Origin of the sequence: Burkholderia sp. RF7-non_BP4 (genome assembly GCF_001521935.1) — a bacterium.
GTDB classification, from domain to species: Bacteria; Pseudomonadota; Gammaproteobacteria; order Burkholderiales; family Burkholderiaceae; genus Burkholderia; species Burkholderia diffusa.
The window spans coordinates 271480-287846 of sequence record NZ_LOTA01000010.1; the positions used below are offsets into that span (position 1 = coordinate 271480).

The 16367-nt window shown below is 69.8% G+C and carries 17 protein-coding genes; 13 read left to right on the forward strand and 4 right to left on the reverse strand.

The window, feature by feature from the left end:
* Positions 1–556 precede the first annotated feature (556 nt).
* Genes WS49_RS05015 through WS49_RS05030 form a run of 4 tightly spaced genes read left to right on the forward strand, consistent with a single transcriptional unit; the run spans position 557 to position 4108 of the window.
* Positions 557–1489, forward strand: a complete 933-nt coding sequence (locus WS49_RS05015) for a 4-hydroxyproline epimerase (RefSeq protein WP_059525019.1) — start codon at positions 557–559, stop codon at positions 1487–1489.
* Positions 1486–2613 carry an NAD(P)/FAD-dependent oxidoreductase gene (locus WS49_RS05020; protein WP_059525022.1) on the forward strand — a complete coding sequence of 376 codons (1128 nt, stop codon included), beginning with the start codon at positions 1486–1488 and terminating at the stop codon, positions 2611–2613. The genes WS49_RS05015 and WS49_RS05020 overlap by 4 nt, the downstream gene beginning before the upstream one ends.
* Positions 2610–2843, forward strand: a complete 234-nt coding sequence (locus WS49_RS05025; RefSeq protein ID WP_011658575.1) for a 2Fe-2S iron-sulfur cluster-binding protein — start codon at positions 2610–2612, stop codon at positions 2841–2843. Before WS49_RS05020 ends, WS49_RS05025 begins: the two co-directional genes overlap by 4 nt.
* On the forward strand, positions 2840–4108 hold the full coding sequence (locus WS49_RS05030) for an NAD(P)/FAD-dependent oxidoreductase (protein ID WP_059525024.1): 1269 nt from the start codon (positions 2840–2842) through the stop codon (positions 4106–4108). Before WS49_RS05025 ends, WS49_RS05030 begins: the two co-directional genes overlap by 4 nt.
* 46 nt (positions 4109–4154) lie before the next feature.
* Here WS49_RS05030 and WS49_RS05035 read toward each other — a convergent pair whose 3' ends face one another.
* Complete coding sequence (locus WS49_RS05035; RefSeq protein WP_059525026.1) at positions 4155–5099, reverse strand: LysR substrate-binding domain-containing protein; 945 nt, start codon at positions 5097–5099, stop codon at positions 4155–4157.
* A gap of 164 nt (positions 5100–5263) precedes the next feature.
* Here WS49_RS05035 and gtdA point away from each other — a divergent pair, with 164 nt between their 5' ends.
* The 8 genes from gtdA to WS49_RS05075 all read left to right on the forward strand — a co-directional run bounded on the left by gtdA (position 5264) and on the right by WS49_RS05075 (position 11761).
* A complete protein-coding gene (gene gtdA / locus WS49_RS05040) occupies positions 5264–6310 on the forward strand; it encodes a gentisate 1,2-dioxygenase (RefSeq protein WP_059525028.1) in 1047 nt (348 codons plus the stop codon).
* A gap of 91 nt (positions 6311–6401) precedes the next feature.
* Complete coding sequence (locus WS49_RS05045) at positions 6402–7100, forward strand: fumarylacetoacetate hydrolase family protein (RefSeq protein WP_059525029.1); 699 nt, start codon at positions 6402–6404, stop codon at positions 7098–7100.
* Between the two features lie 34 nt (positions 7101–7134).
* Complete coding sequence (gene maiA / locus WS49_RS05050) at positions 7135–7776, forward strand: maleylacetoacetate isomerase (RefSeq protein ID WP_059525031.1); 642 nt, start codon at positions 7135–7137, stop codon at positions 7774–7776.
* A 19-nt stretch (positions 7777–7795) separates the two neighbouring features.
* Positions 7796–9004: a 3-hydroxybenzoate 6-monooxygenase gene (locus WS49_RS05055; protein ID WP_059525033.1), complete on the forward strand. Its 1209-nt coding sequence runs from the start codon at positions 7796–7798 to the stop codon at positions 9002–9004.
* A 76-nt stretch (positions 9005–9080) separates the two neighbouring features.
* Positions 9081–10442: an MFS transporter gene (locus tag WS49_RS05060; RefSeq protein WP_059525035.1), complete on the forward strand. Its 1362-nt coding sequence runs from the start codon at positions 9081–9083 to the stop codon at positions 10440–10442.
* A gap of 120 nt (positions 10443–10562) precedes the next feature.
* Entirely contained in the window at positions 10563–10913 is a 351-nt protein-coding gene (locus tag WS49_RS05065; protein ID WP_059525037.1) for an ArsR/SmtB family transcription factor, read from the forward strand.
* Positions 10903–11337, forward strand: coding sequence for a YeeE/YedE family protein (locus WS49_RS05070; RefSeq protein WP_059525039.1), 435 nt, complete (start codon positions 10903–10905; stop codon positions 11335–11337). The genes WS49_RS05065 and WS49_RS05070 overlap by 11 nt, the downstream gene beginning before the upstream one ends.
* 1 nt (position 11338) lies before the next feature.
* Positions 11339–11761, forward strand: a complete 423-nt coding sequence (locus tag WS49_RS05075; RefSeq protein ID WP_059525041.1) for a DUF6691 family protein — start codon at positions 11339–11341, stop codon at positions 11759–11761.
* Positions 11762–11956: 195 nt separating this feature from the next.
* Here the strand turns inward: WS49_RS05075 and WS49_RS05080 are convergent, their stop codons facing one another.
* The 3 genes from WS49_RS05080 to WS49_RS05090 form a co-directional block, all read right to left on the reverse strand.
* Positions 11957–12232, reverse strand: coding sequence for a hypothetical protein (locus WS49_RS05080; protein ID WP_059525043.1), 276 nt, complete (start codon positions 12230–12232; stop codon positions 11957–11959).
* 98 nt (positions 12233–12330) lie between these two features.
* A complete protein-coding gene (locus WS49_RS05085) occupies positions 12331–13659 on the reverse strand; it encodes a cytochrome-c peroxidase (protein WP_059525676.1) in 1329 nt (442 codons plus the stop codon).
* Between the two features lie 170 nt (positions 13660–13829).
* A complete protein-coding gene (locus tag WS49_RS05090; protein WP_059525045.1) occupies positions 13830–15293 on the reverse strand; it encodes a metallophosphoesterase family protein in 1464 nt (487 codons plus the stop codon).
* A 182-nt stretch (positions 15294–15475) separates the two neighbouring features.
* On the opposite strand from WS49_RS05090, the gene WS49_RS05095 reads away from it, so the two are divergent.
* A complete protein-coding gene (locus tag WS49_RS05095; protein WP_059525047.1) occupies positions 15476–16324 on the forward strand; it encodes a class I SAM-dependent methyltransferase in 849 nt (282 codons plus the stop codon).
* Positions 16325–16367 lie beyond the last annotated feature (43 nt).

The window sequence follows — 16367 nt, forward strand, 5'->3', positions numbered from 1 at the left end:
CCGACGGAGCAGCGGCGCAACACCTGCCGGCCGGCGTGCGACCGGTTCGAACGACCGCGAGGGCCGGGGCCCGCTCGAGTGCGGCGCGGGCAGGCGCCACGGCGAACGGGCCCGTGCCGGCCATGCCGGACACGGAAGTGGCGATGCGACGGGGGGAGGCCGCCGCACCGCCGGGGGGAAACCGGTCAGCGGTTCGCGCGGTTCCGTTCGGCGCGGTGCGCGGCGTCGAAAGCGATGGAAGCGTCCGGTACGAACCGGTGGCTGAGGGCGGGGAAAACTCCGGTCCGCTGGATGGCGTTTCGGCTCACTGCAATCTCCTGCTTCGTATCGGTCGACGACAGGCGCGTCGACGTGCAACCAGTATCGCCGTGCAAACACCCATCACGCTTGAGCCGTATCGCGGAGCAAAATGACGAAATCGGCACAGTGGCCGCAAGGGCCGCGAAACGCGTTCCGCACTATGCCGATTTCGTCGCCGTCCTCATCGAAAAGCCACAAGCGGACGGACGCGCGACGGAGGAAGCTATGCTCCTTTCCCCACTTCGAACGGCTCATGATGAAGCGCATCCAGATCATCGATTCGCACACGGGCGGCGAACCCACGCGGCTCGTCGTGTCGGGTTTCCCCTCGCTCGGCAACGGCACGATGGCCGAGCGCCGCGACGTGCTCGCGCGCGAGCACGATCGCTATCGCACCGCGTGCATTCTCGAGCCGCGCGGCAGCGACGTGCTGGTCGGCGCGCTGCTGTGCGAACCCGTGTCGCCGGAGGCGGCGGCCGGCGTGATCTTCTTCAACAACAGCGGTTACCTCGGCATGTGCGGGCACGGCACGATCGGCGTGGTGCGCACGCTGCATCACATGGGCCGCATCGAGCCGGGCGTGCACCGGATCGAAACGCCGGTCGGGACCGTCGAGGCGACGCTGCACGACGACCTGTCGGTCAGCGTGCGCAACGTGCTCGCGTACCGCCATGCGAAGGCCGTCGACGTCGATGTGCCCGGTTACGGCCCCGTGAAGGGCGACATCGCGTGGGGCGGCAACTGGTTCTTCCTGATCAGCGATCACGGCCAGCGCGTGGCCGGCGACAACGTGGCGGCGCTGACCGCCTACGCGTCCGCGGTGCGTGCCGGGCTCGAACGCGCGGGCATCACCGGCGCGAACGGCGGCGAGATCGACCATATCGAACTGTTCGCGGACGATCCCGAGCACGACAGCCGCAGCTTCGTGCTGTGCCCGGGCCATGCGTACGACCGTTCCCCGTGCGGCACCGGCACGAGCGCGAAGCTCGCGTGCCTCGCGGCCGACGGCAAGCTCGAACCGGGCGTCGTGTGGCGTCAGGCGAGCGTGATCGGCAGCGTGTTCCAGGCGAGCTTCGCGCAGGCCGACGGCGGCATCGTGCCGACGATTCGCGGCAGCGCGCACCTGAGCGCGGAAGCGACGCTGCTGATCGAGGAAGACGACCCGTTCGGCTGGGGCATCGTGTCGTGAGCGAGACCCGGACCGACGTCGTCGTGATCGGCGCCGGCATCGTCGGCGCGGCGTGCGCGCATGAACTCGCGCAGCGCGGGCTGCGCGTGCTCGTCGTCGACGACGCGAGCGGCGGCGCGACCGGCGCCGGCATGGGGCACCTCGTCGCGATGGACGACAACGCGGCGGAGCTCGCGCTGAGCCATTACTCGATCGAATTGTGGCGCGCGCTCGCCGGCGAGATGCCGGACGGCTGCGCGTACCGCAACTGCGGCACGCTGTGGCTCGCGGCCGACGCGCACGAAATGGACCTCGCGCGCACCAAGCAGGCGACGCTCGCCGCGCACGGCGTGGCGGGCGAGCTGATCGACGCGGCGACGCTCGCGCGGCTGGAGCCGATGCTGCGCGCGGGCCTCGGCGGCGCGCTGAAGATCCCCGGCGACGCGATTCTCTATGCGCCCGTCGCCGCGAGCTGGCTGTTGCAGCGCGCGCCGGGCATCACGTTGCGGCGCGATCGCGCGGTGGCGGTCGACGGTCCGAGCGTGACGCTCGCGAGCGGCGACACGCTGCGTGCGGCGCGCGTGGTCGTCGCGAACGGCGTCGCCGCGCGCACGCTGTTGCCTGAATTGCCATTGCGCCCGAAGAAGGGCCATCTGCTGATCACCGATCGTTACCCGGGCCAGGTGTCGCACCAGCTCGTCGAGCTCGGCTATGCGGCGAGCGCGCACGCGAGCGACGGCACGTCGGTCGCGTTCAACGTGCAGCCGCGGCCCACCGGCCAGCTGCTGATCGGCTCGTCGCGCCAGTTCGATACCGAGGACGCGCGCGTCGAGCCGCCGGTCCTCGCGCGCATGCTGCGCCGCGCGGCCGGCTACCTGCCGGATCTGGCCGACCTGAACGGAATTCGCGCATGGACGGGCTTCCGTTCCGCGAGCCCCGACGGTCTGCCGCTGCTCGGCGAGCATCCGGCGCGGCCGGGCGTATGGCTCGCGGTCGGGCACGAAGGGCTCGGCGTGACGACTGCGCCGGGCAGCGCGCGGCTCCTCGCCGCGCTGATGACCGGCGAACGGCCGCCCATCGACATCGAACCGTATTTGCCGGGACGTTTTCTGACGACGTCCCCCGTAGCCGGAGCGCTGACATGATCATTCATCTGGACGGCCGCGCGCTGACGGTGGCCGACGGCGCGACCGTCGCGGCCGCCGTCGCGGCGAGCGGCGACGACACGACGCGCGTGTCGTGCACGGGTGCGGCGCGCGCGCCGTTTTGCGGTATGGGCATCTGCCAGGAGTGCAGGATGACGATCGACGGCCGCCGTCGTCTGGCTTGCCAGACGCTGTGCCGCGACGGGATGCGGGTGGAGCGCACGCGATGAAACAGGAACGACTGAGCGTCGACGTCGCCATCGTCGGCGCGGGCCCGGCCGGATTGTCGGCCGCGCGGGCCGCCGCACGAAGCGGCGCGACGATCGCGATCGTCGACGACAACCCGCGCGCGGGTGGGCAGATCTGGCGCCAGGCGGCGGCCGCGACGCCGGTGCCGGCCGCGGCGGAACGCCTTGCCGTGCTGCGTCGGCCGAACGTCACGCATCTGGCGGCCACGCGCATCGTCGCCGAGACGCAGCCGGGCACGTTGCTGCTGGAGGACGACGAGCGCGGGTTCCTGCTGGAATTCCGCACGCTGATCGTGTGCTGCGGCGCGCGCGAGCTGCTGCTGCCGTTTCCCGGCTGGACGCTGCCGGGCGTCACCGGCGCGGGCGGCCTGCAGGCGCTGATCAAGTACGGTCTCGACGTGCGCGGGCAGCGCACCGTGATCGCCGGCAGCGGCCCGCTGCTGCTCGCGAGCGCGGCGACGGCCCGGCAGGCCGGCGCGCAAGTGTCGCACGTGCTCGAACAGGCCGCGTGGAGCGATGTTGCCGGTTTCGGCGCGGGGCTGTGGCGCTGGCCGTCGAAACTCGCGCAGGCCGCGAAGCTCGTCACGGCCGCTTATCGGCCCGGCGCACACGTCGTCGAAGCGTTCGGCGACAAGCGGCTCGAACGCGTGCGGATCCGGCAGGGCGAGCGTGAATTCGAGGTCGACTGCGACCGGCTCGCATGCGGCTTCGGCCTCGTGCCGAACACCGTGCTGCCGAGCCATCTCGGCTGCCGGATCGAGAACGGCGCGGTCGTGGTCGACGCGCATCAGCGCACGAGCCGCGAGGGCTGTTTCGCGGCGGGCGAGTGCACGGGTGTCGGCGGCAGCGAACTGGCGATGGTCGAAGGCGAGATTGCCGGCTGCGCGGCCACCGGGCAGACGGCGCCGCTGGCCGGGCTGATTGCGCAGCGCGCGCGCTGGCAGGCATTCGCGGACGCGGTGCGCGAACGCTTCGCGATCCGCGAGCCGATCCGCCGGCTCGCGCGGCCCGATACGCTGCTGTGCCGTTGTGAGGACGTGCGCGTCGACGCGGTCGCGCCGGCGCCCGGCTGGACGGCCGCGAAGCTGCAGACGCGCTGCGGGATGGGGGCATGCCAGGGCCGCGTGTGCGGTGCGGCCGCGCAGGCGCTGTTCGGCTGGACGCCGCCGGTGCCGCGCACGCCGCTCGTGCCCGCGCGGGTCGGCACGCTGATGCTGGACGACACGGCGTCCTGCGACGGCGCCTGACGCGCCAGCGCGAGGCGGCCCGGTTCGCAGCGGGCCGCCTCGCCGTTCATTCCGTCTTCACTTTCTCCCATCCGCCCACCTGCGGGGCCGCACAGGCACGCAGGCACTCGATCGCGGCGGCCACGGCCGCGCGATTCGCGCTGTCCGGATGCCAGTACATCGACACCGCGCCCTGGCCCTCGAGCCGCATCGGCAGGATGCGGATCGCGTTCAATTGCTCGAAGCGCCGCGCGGCACGATGCGAGGCAACGCCGAGCAGGTCGGTGTTGTTCAGCAGCGTGAGGTTCAGGATCGACGAATTCGATTCGACGCAATGCGGCGGCTGCACGTGGCCGGCGGCCGTCAATGCGACCTGCAGCGCATTGTGCACGGGTGTGCCGGACGGCCAGACGATCCACGAGTGGGCCAGCACCTCGTCCCAGCCGACGGAGGCCGCGCCGACGAGCGGATGATCGGGCCGCGCGACGAACACCACAGGATCGACGTACAGCGCTTCGGCGTGCAGGTGCGGATCGACGGACGCGGAGCCCGAGCGGCCGACGACGATGTCGAGTTCGCCGCGCGCGAGTTGCGGCATCAGCTGGTTCATCGTGCTCTCGGTGAGCCGCACCTGTGCGCGCGGCATCCGCTTCAGCAACTGCGACACCGCGAGCGGCACGGTATCGGCCGCCGCGACGCCCGACGTGCCGATCGTGACCAGGCCGCTGCCGCCTTCGCGCAGCGCGGCCATGTCGTCGCGCGCGACGTCGAGCTGGGCCTCCACACGGCGCGCGTGCTCGATCAGCGCATCGCCGTAGGCCGTCGGCCGCAGGCCGCGCGCGTGCCGCTCGAACAGCGGCAGCCCGACATCCTCTTCCAGTTCCTTCAGCCACTTCGACAGCGCGGGCTGGGTGGTCGCCAGCGCCATCGCGGACTGGCTCAGGTTGCCCGTGCTGGCCAGGCTCAGCAGCACCTGGAGGTGCCGCAATCGCAGCCGGTAGGTCCAGTCCATCGCGTGCTCCGTGTCGGAAGGTATATCCGAAATCATATGGATTAGATGATTTCGCCATTTTACCGGGTATGTCTGCGTCGAATATAAATGCGCTAACGGACTGAAGCACGCGGTCCCCGACCCGACACAGCGCCGACCGCGATCGGCCGCCCCAAGGAGACATCATGACCAGCCGACACCCGGATACGTCGCGCGCCGACTACTACGCACGGATCGCCGAACAGCGCCTCGCGCCGTTGTGGGAATCGCTGCACAACCTCGTGCCGAAAGCGCCGCAGCCGGCCGCGCAGGCCGCGATCTGGAAGTACGCGCAGGTGCGCGACCTGGTGATGCAGGCCGGCGGCGTGATCAGCGCGGAAGAAGCCGTGCGCCGCGTGCTGGTGCTGGAGAACCCGGGGCTGCCCGGCAAGTCGAGCATGACGCCGAGCCTGTACGCGGGCCTGCAACTGATCCTGCCCGGCGAGATCGCGCCGAGCCATCGGCATACGCAGTCGGCATTGCGCTTCATCGTCGAGGGCAAGGGTGCGTGGACCGCGGTGAACGGCGAGCGCACGACGATGCATCCGGGCGACTTCATCATCACGCCGTCGTGGGCGTGGCACGACCACGGCAACCCGTCGGCGGAAGACGGCGGCGAGCCGGTCGTGTGGCTCGACGGGCTCGACATCCCGCTCGTCGGGTACCTCGACGCGGGCTTCGCGGAGAACTATCCGGAAGCCGAGCAGCCCGTCAGCCGCGCGGAAGGCGACAGCTTCGCGCGCTTCGGCCACAACATGGTGCCGGTGCGCCATCGCGCGAGCGATCCGACGTCGCCGGTGTTCAGCTATCCGTACGCGCGCACCCGCGAGGCCCTCGACGCGCTGTACCGCAACGGCGAGCTCGACGCGTGGGACGGCGTGAAGCTGCGCTACGTGAATCCCGCGACGGGTGGCTGGCCGATGCCGACGATCGCCACCTTCATGCAGTTCCTGCCGGCCGGCTTCGACGGCCGCACGTATCGCAGCACCGACGCGACGATCTACTGCGTCGTCGAAGGCAGCGGCACCGCGCACATCGGCGGCGACGCGTTCGCGTTCGAGCCGCATGACATCTTCGTCGCGCCGTCGTGGGCGTCGGTGCGGCTGTCGGCGTCGACCGACAGCGTGCTGTTCAGCTATTCCGACCGGCCGGTGCTGTCCGCGCTGAACCTGCTGCGCGAAGCGCGCGACTGACGCCGCCGGTCGGCCCGATTTTCCCGATTCGTCCAAGTGCGCCGCCGAGGCGGCGCGCGTTCCTTCCTTCATGCCTGTGCTGGAGCCGTTCATGACTTACGTTTTCCCGCCCGAAGCGCCGGTGGCGCTTCCCGTCGCCGGCAGCGACGCCCGCTTTGCGGTTCGTCGCGTGTACTGCGTCGGCCGCAACTACGCGGCCCATGCGCGCGAGATGGGCTTCGATCCCGATCGCGAACCGCCGTTCTTCTTCTGCAAGCCGGCCGACTCGATCGTGCCGGTCGCCTACGGAGAAACGCTCGATCTGGCGTATCCGTCGCAGACGCAGAACTATCACTACGAAGCCGAACTCGTCGCGGTGATCGGCAAGGGCGGTTCCGACATTCCGCTCGAGCGCGCGCTCGAGCACGTGTGGGGTTATGCCGTCGGACTCGACATGACGCGCCGCGACTTGCAGATGAAGATGCGCGAGATGGGCCGGCCGTGGGAAATCGGCAAGGCGTTCGACCGTTCCGCGCCGATCGGCCCGGTGCATCCGGCGAGCGAGGTCGGTCATGTCGAGCAGGCCGGCCTGTGGCTGACCGTCAACGGCGCGACGAAGCAGAAGAGCGACGTGTCGCACCTGATCTGGTCGGTCGCGGAAACGGTGGCCGACCTGTCGAAGTTCTTCCGCCTCGAACCGGGCGACGTGATCTTCACCGGCACGCCGGAAGGTGTCGGCGCGGTGGTCAAGGGCGACGTGATGAAGGTCGGCGTCGAGCGTCTCGGCGAACTGGCCGTGCGCGTGGTCTGACGCGCGTTCCTCGATTTCCTCGAAAGGTCACATCGTGCAACTGCATAGCTTCTTCAACAGTTCGACATCCTATCGGGTGCGCATCGCGCTCGCGCTGAAAGGGCTGCCGTTCGATACGCTGCCCGTGAACATCCGCACGGGCGAACACCGCGAGGCCGGCTACGTCGCGCGGGTGAATCCGTCGGCGTCGGTGCCGGCGCTGGTCGATGGCGATTTCCGTCTCGGCCAGTCGCTCGCGATCATCGATTACCTCGACCAGATTCATCCGGCGCCGCGGCTGATTCCGCTGGAACCGCGGCAGCGCGCACGCGTGCTGGAACTCGCGACGCTGATCGCGTGCGACATCCATCCGGTCAACAACCTGCGCGTGCTGCGCTACCTCGACAGCGAACTGCAGGTCACGCCGCAGCAGAAGAGTGCGTGGTACCGGCACTGGATCGCGGAAGGCATGGCCGGTGTTGAGCGTCTGCTCGCGCGCGCGGATACGGGCCCGTGGTGTTTCGGCGAGGCGCCGACGCTCGCCGACGTGTGCCTCGTGCCGCAGGTCGCGAACGCGTTGCGGATGGATTGCGACCTGAGCGCATATCCGCGCAGCCTCGCGATTCATGAACACGCGCGACGCGAGCCGGCGTTCGAGGCGGCGCAGCCGCAGCGGCAACCGGACTACGTCGCGTAACACGAAGGAGGAGACGGACATGGGCGAGACAAACAATACAGGCCGACGCGTACTCGTGATCGGCGGCGGCATCGGCGGGCTCGCGACGGCGCTGGCGCTTGCGCGCCAGGGCATTCGCGTGAAGCTGCTCGAACAGGCCGCGCAAATCGGCGAGATCGGCGCGGGCATCCAGCTCGCCGCGAACGCGTTCAATGCGCTCGACGCGCTGGGCGTCGGCGAGGCCGCGCGCGGCCGCGCGGTGTTCACCGACCGGCTGCAGCTGATGGATGCGGTCGATGCGCGGGAAGTCGCGTGCATCGATACGGGCGCCGCGTATCGCGAACGCTTCGGCAACCCGTATGCGGTGATCCATCGCGCGGACATCCATCTGTCGATCTACGAGGCGGTCAAGGATCATCCGCTGATCGAATTCCGGACCAGCACGCAAGTGTGCGGGTTCGAGCAGGACGGCAACGGCGTGACCGCGATCGATCAGCACGGCGAACGTTATCGCGCCGACGCGGTAATCGGCTGCGACGGCGTGAAGTCGGCGATCCGGCAGGCGCTGATCGGCGATGCGCATCGCGTGACGGGGCACGTCGTGTACCGCGCGGTCGTCGACGTCGACAACATGCCGAAGAACCTGCAGATCAATGCGCCGGTCGTGTGGGCCGGCCCGCATTGCCATCTCGTCCACTATCCGCTGCGCGGCGGACGGCAATACAACCTCGTCGTCACGTTTCACAGCCGCGAGCAGGAAACCTGGGGCGTGCGCGACGGCAGCAAGGAGGAAGTGCTGTCGTACTTCGACGGCATTCATCCGCTGCCGAAACAGATGCTCGACCGGCCGACGTCGTGGAAGCGCTGGGCGACCGCCGATCGCGACCCGGTCGAGCGCTGGAGCGCGGGCCGCGCGACGGTGCTCGGCGACGCCGCCCACCCGATGACGCAATACCTCGCGCAGGGCGCGTGCCAGGCGCTCGAAGATGCGGTGACGCTCGGCGCGGCCGTCGCGCGGACCGACGGTGACTTCGAGGCTGCGTTCGCGCTGTACGAACGCGTGCGGATTCCGCGCACCGCGCGCGTGCTGTATTCGGCGCGCGAGATGGGGCGGATCTATCACGCGAAGGGCGTCGAGCGGCAGGTGCGCAACGCGCTGTGGGTCGGACGCACGCAGGCGCAGTTCTACGACGCGCTCGACTGGCTGCACGGCTGGCGCGCGGAGGATTGCCTGAAGACCGTCGACTGACGCGCTTCAGCCCGAATCCGGCGGCGCGCGTTCCAACGACATCGCGCGCGACCGCCTTCATGGAGGAGACATCATCATGGCCGATACGCTGTCCATCGACGTCAGCGCATGGATCGACCGGCATCGCGTTGCGCCGTTTCAGGCCGCGATCGTCGTGCTGTGCTTCCTGATCGTCGCGATCGACGGTTTCGACACGGCATCGATCGGATTCATCGCTCCCGTCATTCGCGCGGAATGGGGGCTGTCGCCCGCGCAGCTCGCGCCGGTATTCGGCGCGGGGCTCGCCGGGCTGATGGCCGGCGCGCTCGTGTTCGGGCCGTTCGGCGACCGGTTCGGCCGCAAGCGCCTGCTGCTCGCCTGTGTCGCGTGCTTCGGCATCGCGAGTGCGGCGTCGGCGACTGCGGGCGGCTTGACCGAACTGATCGCGTGGCGCTTCGTGACGGGCCTCGGGCTCGGCGGCGCGATGCCGAACGCGATCACGCTGACGTCCGAGTATTGCCCCGCGCGGCGGCGCTCGCTGCTCGTCACGACGATGTTCTGCGGCTTCACGATCGGCTCGGCGCTCGGCGGGCTCGCGGCCGCGTCGCTGATCGAACGCGACGGCTGGCGCGCGGTGCTCGTCGTCGGCGGGGCCGCGCCGCTGCTGCTCCTGCCGGTGCTGGCGTGGCGATTGCCGGAATCGGTGCGCTACCTCGTCAACACCGGCGCATCGCGCGAGCGGATCGCGGCGATGCTCGCGCGTATCGCACCGGACCCGGATCTCGCGCACGCGTCGTTCGTCGCGCCGCGCGGCAAGCCGGTCGGGTCGCCGCTCGGCCGCCTGTTCGCTGCCGACCTGCTGCGCGGCACGCTGCTGCTGTGGCTGACGTTCTTCATGAGCCTGCTCGTCATCTACCTGCTGTCGAGCTGGCTGCCGACGTTGTTGCGCACGACCGGCGCGACGCTGCAGACGGCCGCGCGCGTGACCGCGATGTTCCAGGTCGGCGGCACGCTCGGCGCGATCGTGCTCGGCTGGCTGATGGACCGCTTCGATCCGCATCGCGTGCTCGCGTGCAGCTATGCGGCGGCGGGCGTGTTCGTCGCGGCGATCGGGGTGCTGGCCGCGTCGCCGACGGGCGCGGCACTGGCCGTGTTCGCGGCCGGCTTCTGCGTGTCCGGCTCGCAGGTCGGCGCGAACGCGCTGTCGGCCGCGTTCTATCCGACCGAATGCCGAACCACGGGCGTGAGCTGGGCGAACGGGATCGGCCGCGGCGGGTCCGTCGTCGGCTCGATGGCGGGCGGCGCGATGCTCGCGATGGGGCTGCCGTTGTCGACCGCGTTCGTATTCGTCGCGGCGCCGTGCGTAATTGCCGGGGGCGCGGTGCTGGTGCTTGGCGCGGTGCGTGCCGGCGCGAAGCGCGCGGTGGCGGCCGAGGCGATTGCCGGCGAGCAGGCGTAGCGGAGGCAGGGGCGATCATTGCCGATGGCGCCGTCTTCCGACGGCACCGAACGAAAGCAGGAATCTACATTATATAAATGTATATAATGTAGATTCCTTAATCGTTTGCCGTCCCCCCTCATGAACGCCGACCCTTCCACCGGGCTGCCCGAGCCCGACCAGATGCGCGCCGCCGCCGAATCGGCATGCGCGCTGCTCAAGGTGCTGTCCAATCCCGACCGGTTGCTGCTGCTCTGCGAGCTGTCGCAGGGCGAACGCTGCGTGAGCGATCTCGAGGCGCGGCTGGACATCCGCCAGCCGACGCTGTCGCAACAGCTCGGCGTGTTGCGGGACAACGCATTGGTCCGCACGCGCCGTGAAGGCAAGAACATCCACTATTCGCTCGACAGCCCGGCCGTGATCGCGGTGATGGGCGTGCTGTACGAACAGTTCTGCGGCACGGCCGCAAAGGGGACCCGCCATGCAGCTTGATGTGCTTCATTTCACGCCGTGGCTGTCGCTGGCAGGCGGTGTGCTGATCGGGCTCGCGGCCGCGTGGCTCGTTGCGTTCAACGGGCGGCTCGCCGGGATCAGCGGCATCGTCGGCGGCTTGTTCACGGCTGGTGCCGCCGAGCGCGACTGGCGCGCCGCATTCGTCGCCGGGCTGATTGCCGCGCCGCTGATGATGCGTATCGCCGGTGTCGCTGCGGCGCCGCAGGTCGATGCGGGCTGGGGCGAGTTGCTGGCGGCCGGCCTGCTGGTCGGGATCGGTACGCGCTATGCGGGCGGATGCACGAGCGGTCACGGCGTTTGCGGGCTGTCGCGCGGTGCGGCGCGATCGATCGTCGCGACGACGGTGTTCATGGTCGCGGGATTTGCGACCGTATTCGTGCGACGGCACGTGATCGGAGGCTGACATGCAGGCAGGATTCGCGTTTCTGGCGGGGCTGCTGTTCGGCGCCGGCCTCATCGTGTCGGGGATGGCCAACCCGCAGAAGGTGCTCGGCTTTCTCGACCTGGCAGGCCGCTGGGACCCGTCGCTCGCGTTCGTGATGGCCGGCGCGATCGGCGTTGCCGTGTTCGCGTTCGCCTGGGCGAGGCGTCGGACGCGGTCGTTGCTCGGCCTGCCGATCCAGTGGCCGGCCGTGCGGACGATTACCGTGCGCCTCGTCGCAGGGAGTGCCGTGTTCGGCATCGGCTGGGGGCTTGCCGGGTTCTGCCCGGGGCCGGCGATCGTGTCGATCGGACTCGGGTCGGCCAAGGGCATCGCGTTCGTCGTCGCGATGCTGATCGGGATGGCGTTGTTCGAGTGGATCGAGCGCGCGCGGAAGGGGCGGTAGCTGGGTGACGTTGCTGCGGCCGAATTCGTCGGCTCGGGCGCGTTCGATCGCCACCTGCACCGGTTTCGCGAGCAACTGCGCGTGCAGCGCGATGTGACGATCGATGCGATCGCGCGCCATTTTCCGGCCGGCACGCCGCGTTCACCCCGGACGGCCGCCGCGCGGCGATGCGCCGACGATACGATTTCGGCGATTTCATCGGCTGACCGCATGCGCGGCGAGATGCTGACGGATCAGCGACAGGTAGCGATCGCCGACCGAGAAGTCGCGTGCGGCACGCGGCCGCTCGGCCCGGCGCAGCGTGGCCGGCGCGCTCATGCCCAGATACCGGCATACCGCCGACGGGAAGGGCTTGCGTGTATGCCCGAGCTGGCGCGCCGCGCGCTCGACGCGGGCGTCGCCGACCTGCGCACGCAGCCATGCCAGCACTTGGCGATCGGTGTCGTTGACGATACGGACCAGATGTTCCATCGCGCACCTCACTGTTCATAAATACAGTACTGTAAATATAACCAGTATATGAGGCGGCCGCAAGCGGGCGCGCATGCGCCTGGCCGTTCGGCCAGGGTTCAGCGCACCGGCGCAGGTGGGCGGGCGCCCGGCGATCCGGTCATCCGGGCGTCAGGCGCGGCGGGCGGGACGAGGTTCGCGTAGCGCGCGTCGGTCAGCGTGCCGAGGAACGCGACGATGTCGTCGATTTCCGCGTCGGTCAGCGCGGGCGGCGTGCCCGGCCGGCGGTTCATCGGCGTCGAATTGACGTTGATGTTGTCGCGATAGGCGGCCGGCACGTCGTCGAAGGTCCTGGCGCCGTGATACCAGTGGCCCGGCTCGGTCGAGCGCGTGTTGTAGAACGCGACCGCGTCGCGCAGCGTCGTGAACACGCCGTTGTGCATGAACGTCTGCTTGACCGCGACGTTGCGCAGCCCCGGCGTGCGCAGGTAGCCGCACCATTGCGTCGGCTCGGGCCAGCGCAGCCGTGTGGCCGTGTCGCACAGGCCGTTGTCGAAATGGCGCGGATCGCGGTTCGCGGGCAGCGCGCGGTTGCGCGGCACCGCGATCGCGTCGTAGCCGAAATCGGTGAAGAGCGAGCGCTCCGGCCGGCTCGACGTCTCCGACAGCGTATGGCAACTCATGCAGTTGCCCTTGTCGGGATTGCGGAACAGCGTCAGGCCGCGCATCTCGGCCGGCGCGAGCGGCTTGCGCGTGCGCAGATACGCGTCGAAGCGCGACGTGAACGGCGCCATGTCGTCGCTCTGCAGATAGGCCTCGACGGCCGAGCCCAGCGCGCGCACCAGTTGCTCGGGGTCGCGCCGCACCGATGCGCCGAAGCGCGCGGCGAGATCGTCCGCCAGATCGGTGCGGTCGACCTTGCGCAGCAGCGCGGCCGGCGATCGGTTGTTCATCTCGTTCGGATCGAACAGCGGCCCGCGGATTTGTTCGGCGAGCGTGTCCGCGCGGCCGTCGCTGAAGAGGCCGCCGAACGGCGACGGCGCGGGGGCGTCGTCGTCCTGATAGAAGTGGCGGCGCGGCACGTAGCGCACGTAGAGCAGCGACGGCGCGTTGCGCAGGCTGAAGCGTCCGTGGCGGCTGCCTTCCGGCACGCCCGGCCCCGCGAGCGAAGCGGCGGACAATGTCGGCGCGAACGCGCGCCCCGGATCGTGGCAGCCCGCGCACGACATGCCGCGCGGCTCGGACAGCCGCGGATCGAAGAAGATCCGGCGGCCCAGCGCGACGAGCGTCGGGTCCGGCGCGAAACGGGCGGCCGCCGCGTCGACCTTGTCGGTCACCTGCGGCGTGCCGTTGCCGATCGTGCCGACGACGCGCGACGGCGGCGCGCCGGGGAGCAGCATCGTCTCGGGCGGCGCGGCATGGGCCGCGAACGCCGTGCCGGCGAGCAGGGCGGCGGCAAGTGCGCGTACCGTCCATCCGCTGCCGGGGACCGGAACCGAACCGGACTCCCAATGCTCGGCAGCGGTCACCGACGAAACCGTCCGCCTCCGCGAGCCGGCCATCCGTCGCCGGCGGCCCGTCGAATCCATCAAATCGTCACTCGATCGAACTGCGTCACTCACGGCGCGATGAACCCCGTCTTGTCGCATGCGAGCGTGTTGCCCGACTGGTCGCACGACGCGAGCAGCTTGCCTGCCGCCGAATATGCATGGAACACCCAGCCCGTCGCCGGCGCCGCGCGTCGCTCCATGATCAGGAAACCGAAGCTGTTGTTGTGCGACAGCCGCTCGATCACGGCGCCCGGCGCGGGCGTCAGGCCGGCCGGGAATGGATCGGGCAGCGCGACGTCGAGGTTGTCGCCGCCGTTGCCGGACACGATCGTCGCCGGATGCCCGGACGAGAAGTTGATCGCCTGGAAGTCGTGCACGTGCCCGTGCAGCGCGACGTGGATGCCGGGCGGGTAGTACGCCTGCGCGTTCAGGCTCGCCATCACCGACTGCAGCGCGAGGTTGCCCGGCGCGGGCGTGCTGCCGGCGATCGGCGCGAACGCGAGGATCGGATGGTGGTTCGTGAAGATCGTCGTCGACATGCCGGCTTTCGACGCGAGCGCCGCGACCGTCTGGAACTGCTTCTGGTAGATGCGGAACTGCGCGTCGGTCGTCTTCAGCGGATTGCGGCCGACCTTCGCGGTGTCGAACACGATCACTTGCGTGCCGCCGCCGAGCGACACCGCGTAGGGGTCCGAGTAGTTCGCGTCGTCGTCGTTGGCCGGATCGTCGCACGAACGGGCCGCCGAATACGGATGCGGATCGAGGAAGCGGTACCAGCCCTGGCCGGCCCGCGCGCATTCCTCGTGGTTGCCGCGCACGACGACCCACGGCGCCTTCGCGAACAGCGGCGCGGCCGGGCGGAACAGATCGGCCTGCCACGCATCCCAGCCGTAGCCCCACGGGCTGTCCTTGCAGCCGGCGATGTCGGGCGGGCACGCGTTTTCGCGGTAGTGATAGTCGCCGACGTGCAGCACGAGGTCCGGCGACAGCTTCGCGACGCTCGCCGCGATCGTGTCGAACGGCCAGACCGTCGCGTCGTTGCACGCCTGCCATGCGTTGTCGGCCTTCTTCATCCGGCAGCCGGTGTCGGCAATGATCGCGATGCGCTGCGGCTGCGTCTTCGGCAGCGGCAGCGCGCGGCCCGCGACGCTCGCCGTCTGGGCATCGGCCGGCAGCGTCGCTTCGCAGACCGACACCGGGAAGCTCGACGGTTTCGAGTCGGCCGGGGCGCTCGCCGTCGGCCGTTGCGCGACGGTCGCGGCGCCGGCGCGCAGCGTCATGCGCGACAGCTTGCCGTCGACGGACAGCTGCGGACAAAGCGGATCGCTCGCGGACGCAGGGCTGTAGTTCGTGACGACGCGCGCGATCGCCTGGTTCGCATCGCCGATCTCGACCCACGCCGCCTGAACGTTGATCGCGGCACTGGCCGGGTCGGCGGGCGTATCGATGTGATTCGAACACGCGGACAGCGCCGCGAGGGCAACAAGCGGAGCGCAGCGCACGAACAGCGCGCGGGAGAGGAGTCGTCGCATGGGAGGCACCGTAGGAAAGCCGTCAACGATACGGAACGCGAATGTAAGAAATGTGAAGGCCAGGGGTACGACGGCCGACACGGCGCGCGAGTCGTGCCGCGTTCGCGGCCTTGACCTCAAGCCGGCTTGAAGCAGCATAGTCCGGATCACGGTCAACGATGCGGACAAAAGGAGAATCGACGATGGAAGGAAACCGGACAAACGAAGCGCAGTCTGCGCTGTGGAACGGCCCGTCGGGGCTGGCATGGGTCGACGCGCAGCGCTCGCTCGATCGGATGTTCGAGCCGTTCGAGGCATTGCTCGCGGATGGGGCGGTGGCGGCGTCCGCGAGCAGCGTGCTCGACGTCGGCTGCGGCACCGGCGCGGTGACGCTCGCGATCGCACGGCGCCTTGGCGCGCACGCGCGCTGTACGGGCCTGGATATTTCGGTACAGATGCTTGCCGCCGCACGGGCGCGCGCCGAACGCGAGGGCGTTGACGCCGACTTCGTGCATGCCGATGCGCAGACGCATGCGTTCGCGCCGGGGAAGTTCGACCTGATCGTGTCGCGCTTCGGCGTGATGTTCTTCGACGATCCGGTGCAGGCCTTCGCGAACCTGCGGCACGCGGCGCGCCCGAACGCGCGACTGCGATTCGTTGCATGGCGCGGCGCCGCCGACAATCCGTTCATGACGACGGCCGAACGTGTCGCGGCGCCATTGCTGCCGGCCCTGCCTGCGCGGCTGCCGGGGGCACCGGGACAATTCGCGTTCGGCGACCGGCAACGGATCGCGTCGGTCTTGTCGGACAGCGGCTGGGCCGACATCGCGATCGAGCCGATCGATATCGCGTGCGCGTTGCCGGCGTCCGCGCTGGACGACTACATCGCGCGACTCGGACCGGTCGGGCTCGCGCTTCGTCAGGTGGACGACGCGACGCGCCGGCGCGTGATCGATACGATTCGCCCTGCGTTCGAGCGCTACGTGGAGGGCGAAGACGTGCGCTTCGACGCGGCGTGCTGGCTCGTCACCGCGCGGGCGCCGTCCGCATGATGCATCAGGAAAACGGCGGCAGCCCGTTGTTCGGCATGTGTGC

Bases quoted from the DNA above. Each gene is read 5' to 3' on its own strand.
- WS49_RS05075 (WP_059525041.1), top strand. From the start codon at position 11,339: ATGCAGGCAGGATTCGCGTTTCTGGCGGGGCTGCTGTTCGGCGCCGGC.
- WS49_RS05030 (WP_059525024.1), top strand. From the start codon at position 2,840: ATGAAACAGGAACGACTGAGCGTCGACGTCGCCATCGTCGGCGCGGGC.
- gtdA (WP_059525028.1), top strand. From the start codon at position 5,264: ATGACCAGCCGACACCCGGATACGTCGCGCGCCGACTACTACGCACGG.
- WS49_RS05065 (WP_059525037.1), top strand. From the start codon at position 10,563: ATGAACGCCGACCCTTCCACCGGGCTGCCCGAGCCCGACCAGATGCGC.
- WS49_RS05015 (WP_059525019.1), top strand. From the start codon at position 557: ATGAAGCGCATCCAGATCATCGATTCGCACACGGGCGGCGAACCCACG.
- WS49_RS05060 (WP_059525035.1), top strand. From the start codon at position 9,081: ATGGCCGATACGCTGTCCATCGACGTCAGCGCATGGATCGACCGGCAT.
- WS49_RS05070 (WP_059525039.1), top strand. From the start codon at position 10,903: ATGCAGCTTGATGTGCTTCATTTCACGCCGTGGCTGTCGCTGGCAGGC.
- WS49_RS05025 (WP_011658575.1), top strand. From the start codon at position 2,610: ATGATCATTCATCTGGACGGCCGCGCGCTGACGGTGGCCGACGGCGCG.
- WS49_RS05035 (WP_059525026.1), bottom strand. From the start codon at position 5,099: ATGGACTGGACCTACCGGCTGCGATTGCGGCACCTCCAGGTGCTGCTG.
- WS49_RS05045 (WP_059525029.1), top strand. From the start codon at position 6,402: ATGACTTACGTTTTCCCGCCCGAAGCGCCGGTGGCGCTTCCCGTCGCC.
- WS49_RS05095 (WP_059525047.1), top strand. From the start codon at position 15,476: ATGGAAGGAAACCGGACAAACGAAGCGCAGTCTGCGCTGTGGAACGGC.
- WS49_RS05080 (WP_059525043.1), bottom strand. From the start codon at position 12,232: ATGGAACATCTGGTCCGTATCGTCAACGACACCGATCGCCAAGTGCTG.
- WS49_RS05055 (WP_059525033.1), top strand. From the start codon at position 7,796: ATGGGCGAGACAAACAATACAGGCCGACGCGTACTCGTGATCGGCGGC.
- WS49_RS05090 (WP_059525045.1), bottom strand. From the start codon at position 15,293: ATGCGACGACTCCTCTCCCGCGCGCTGTTCGTGCGCTGCGCTCCGCTT.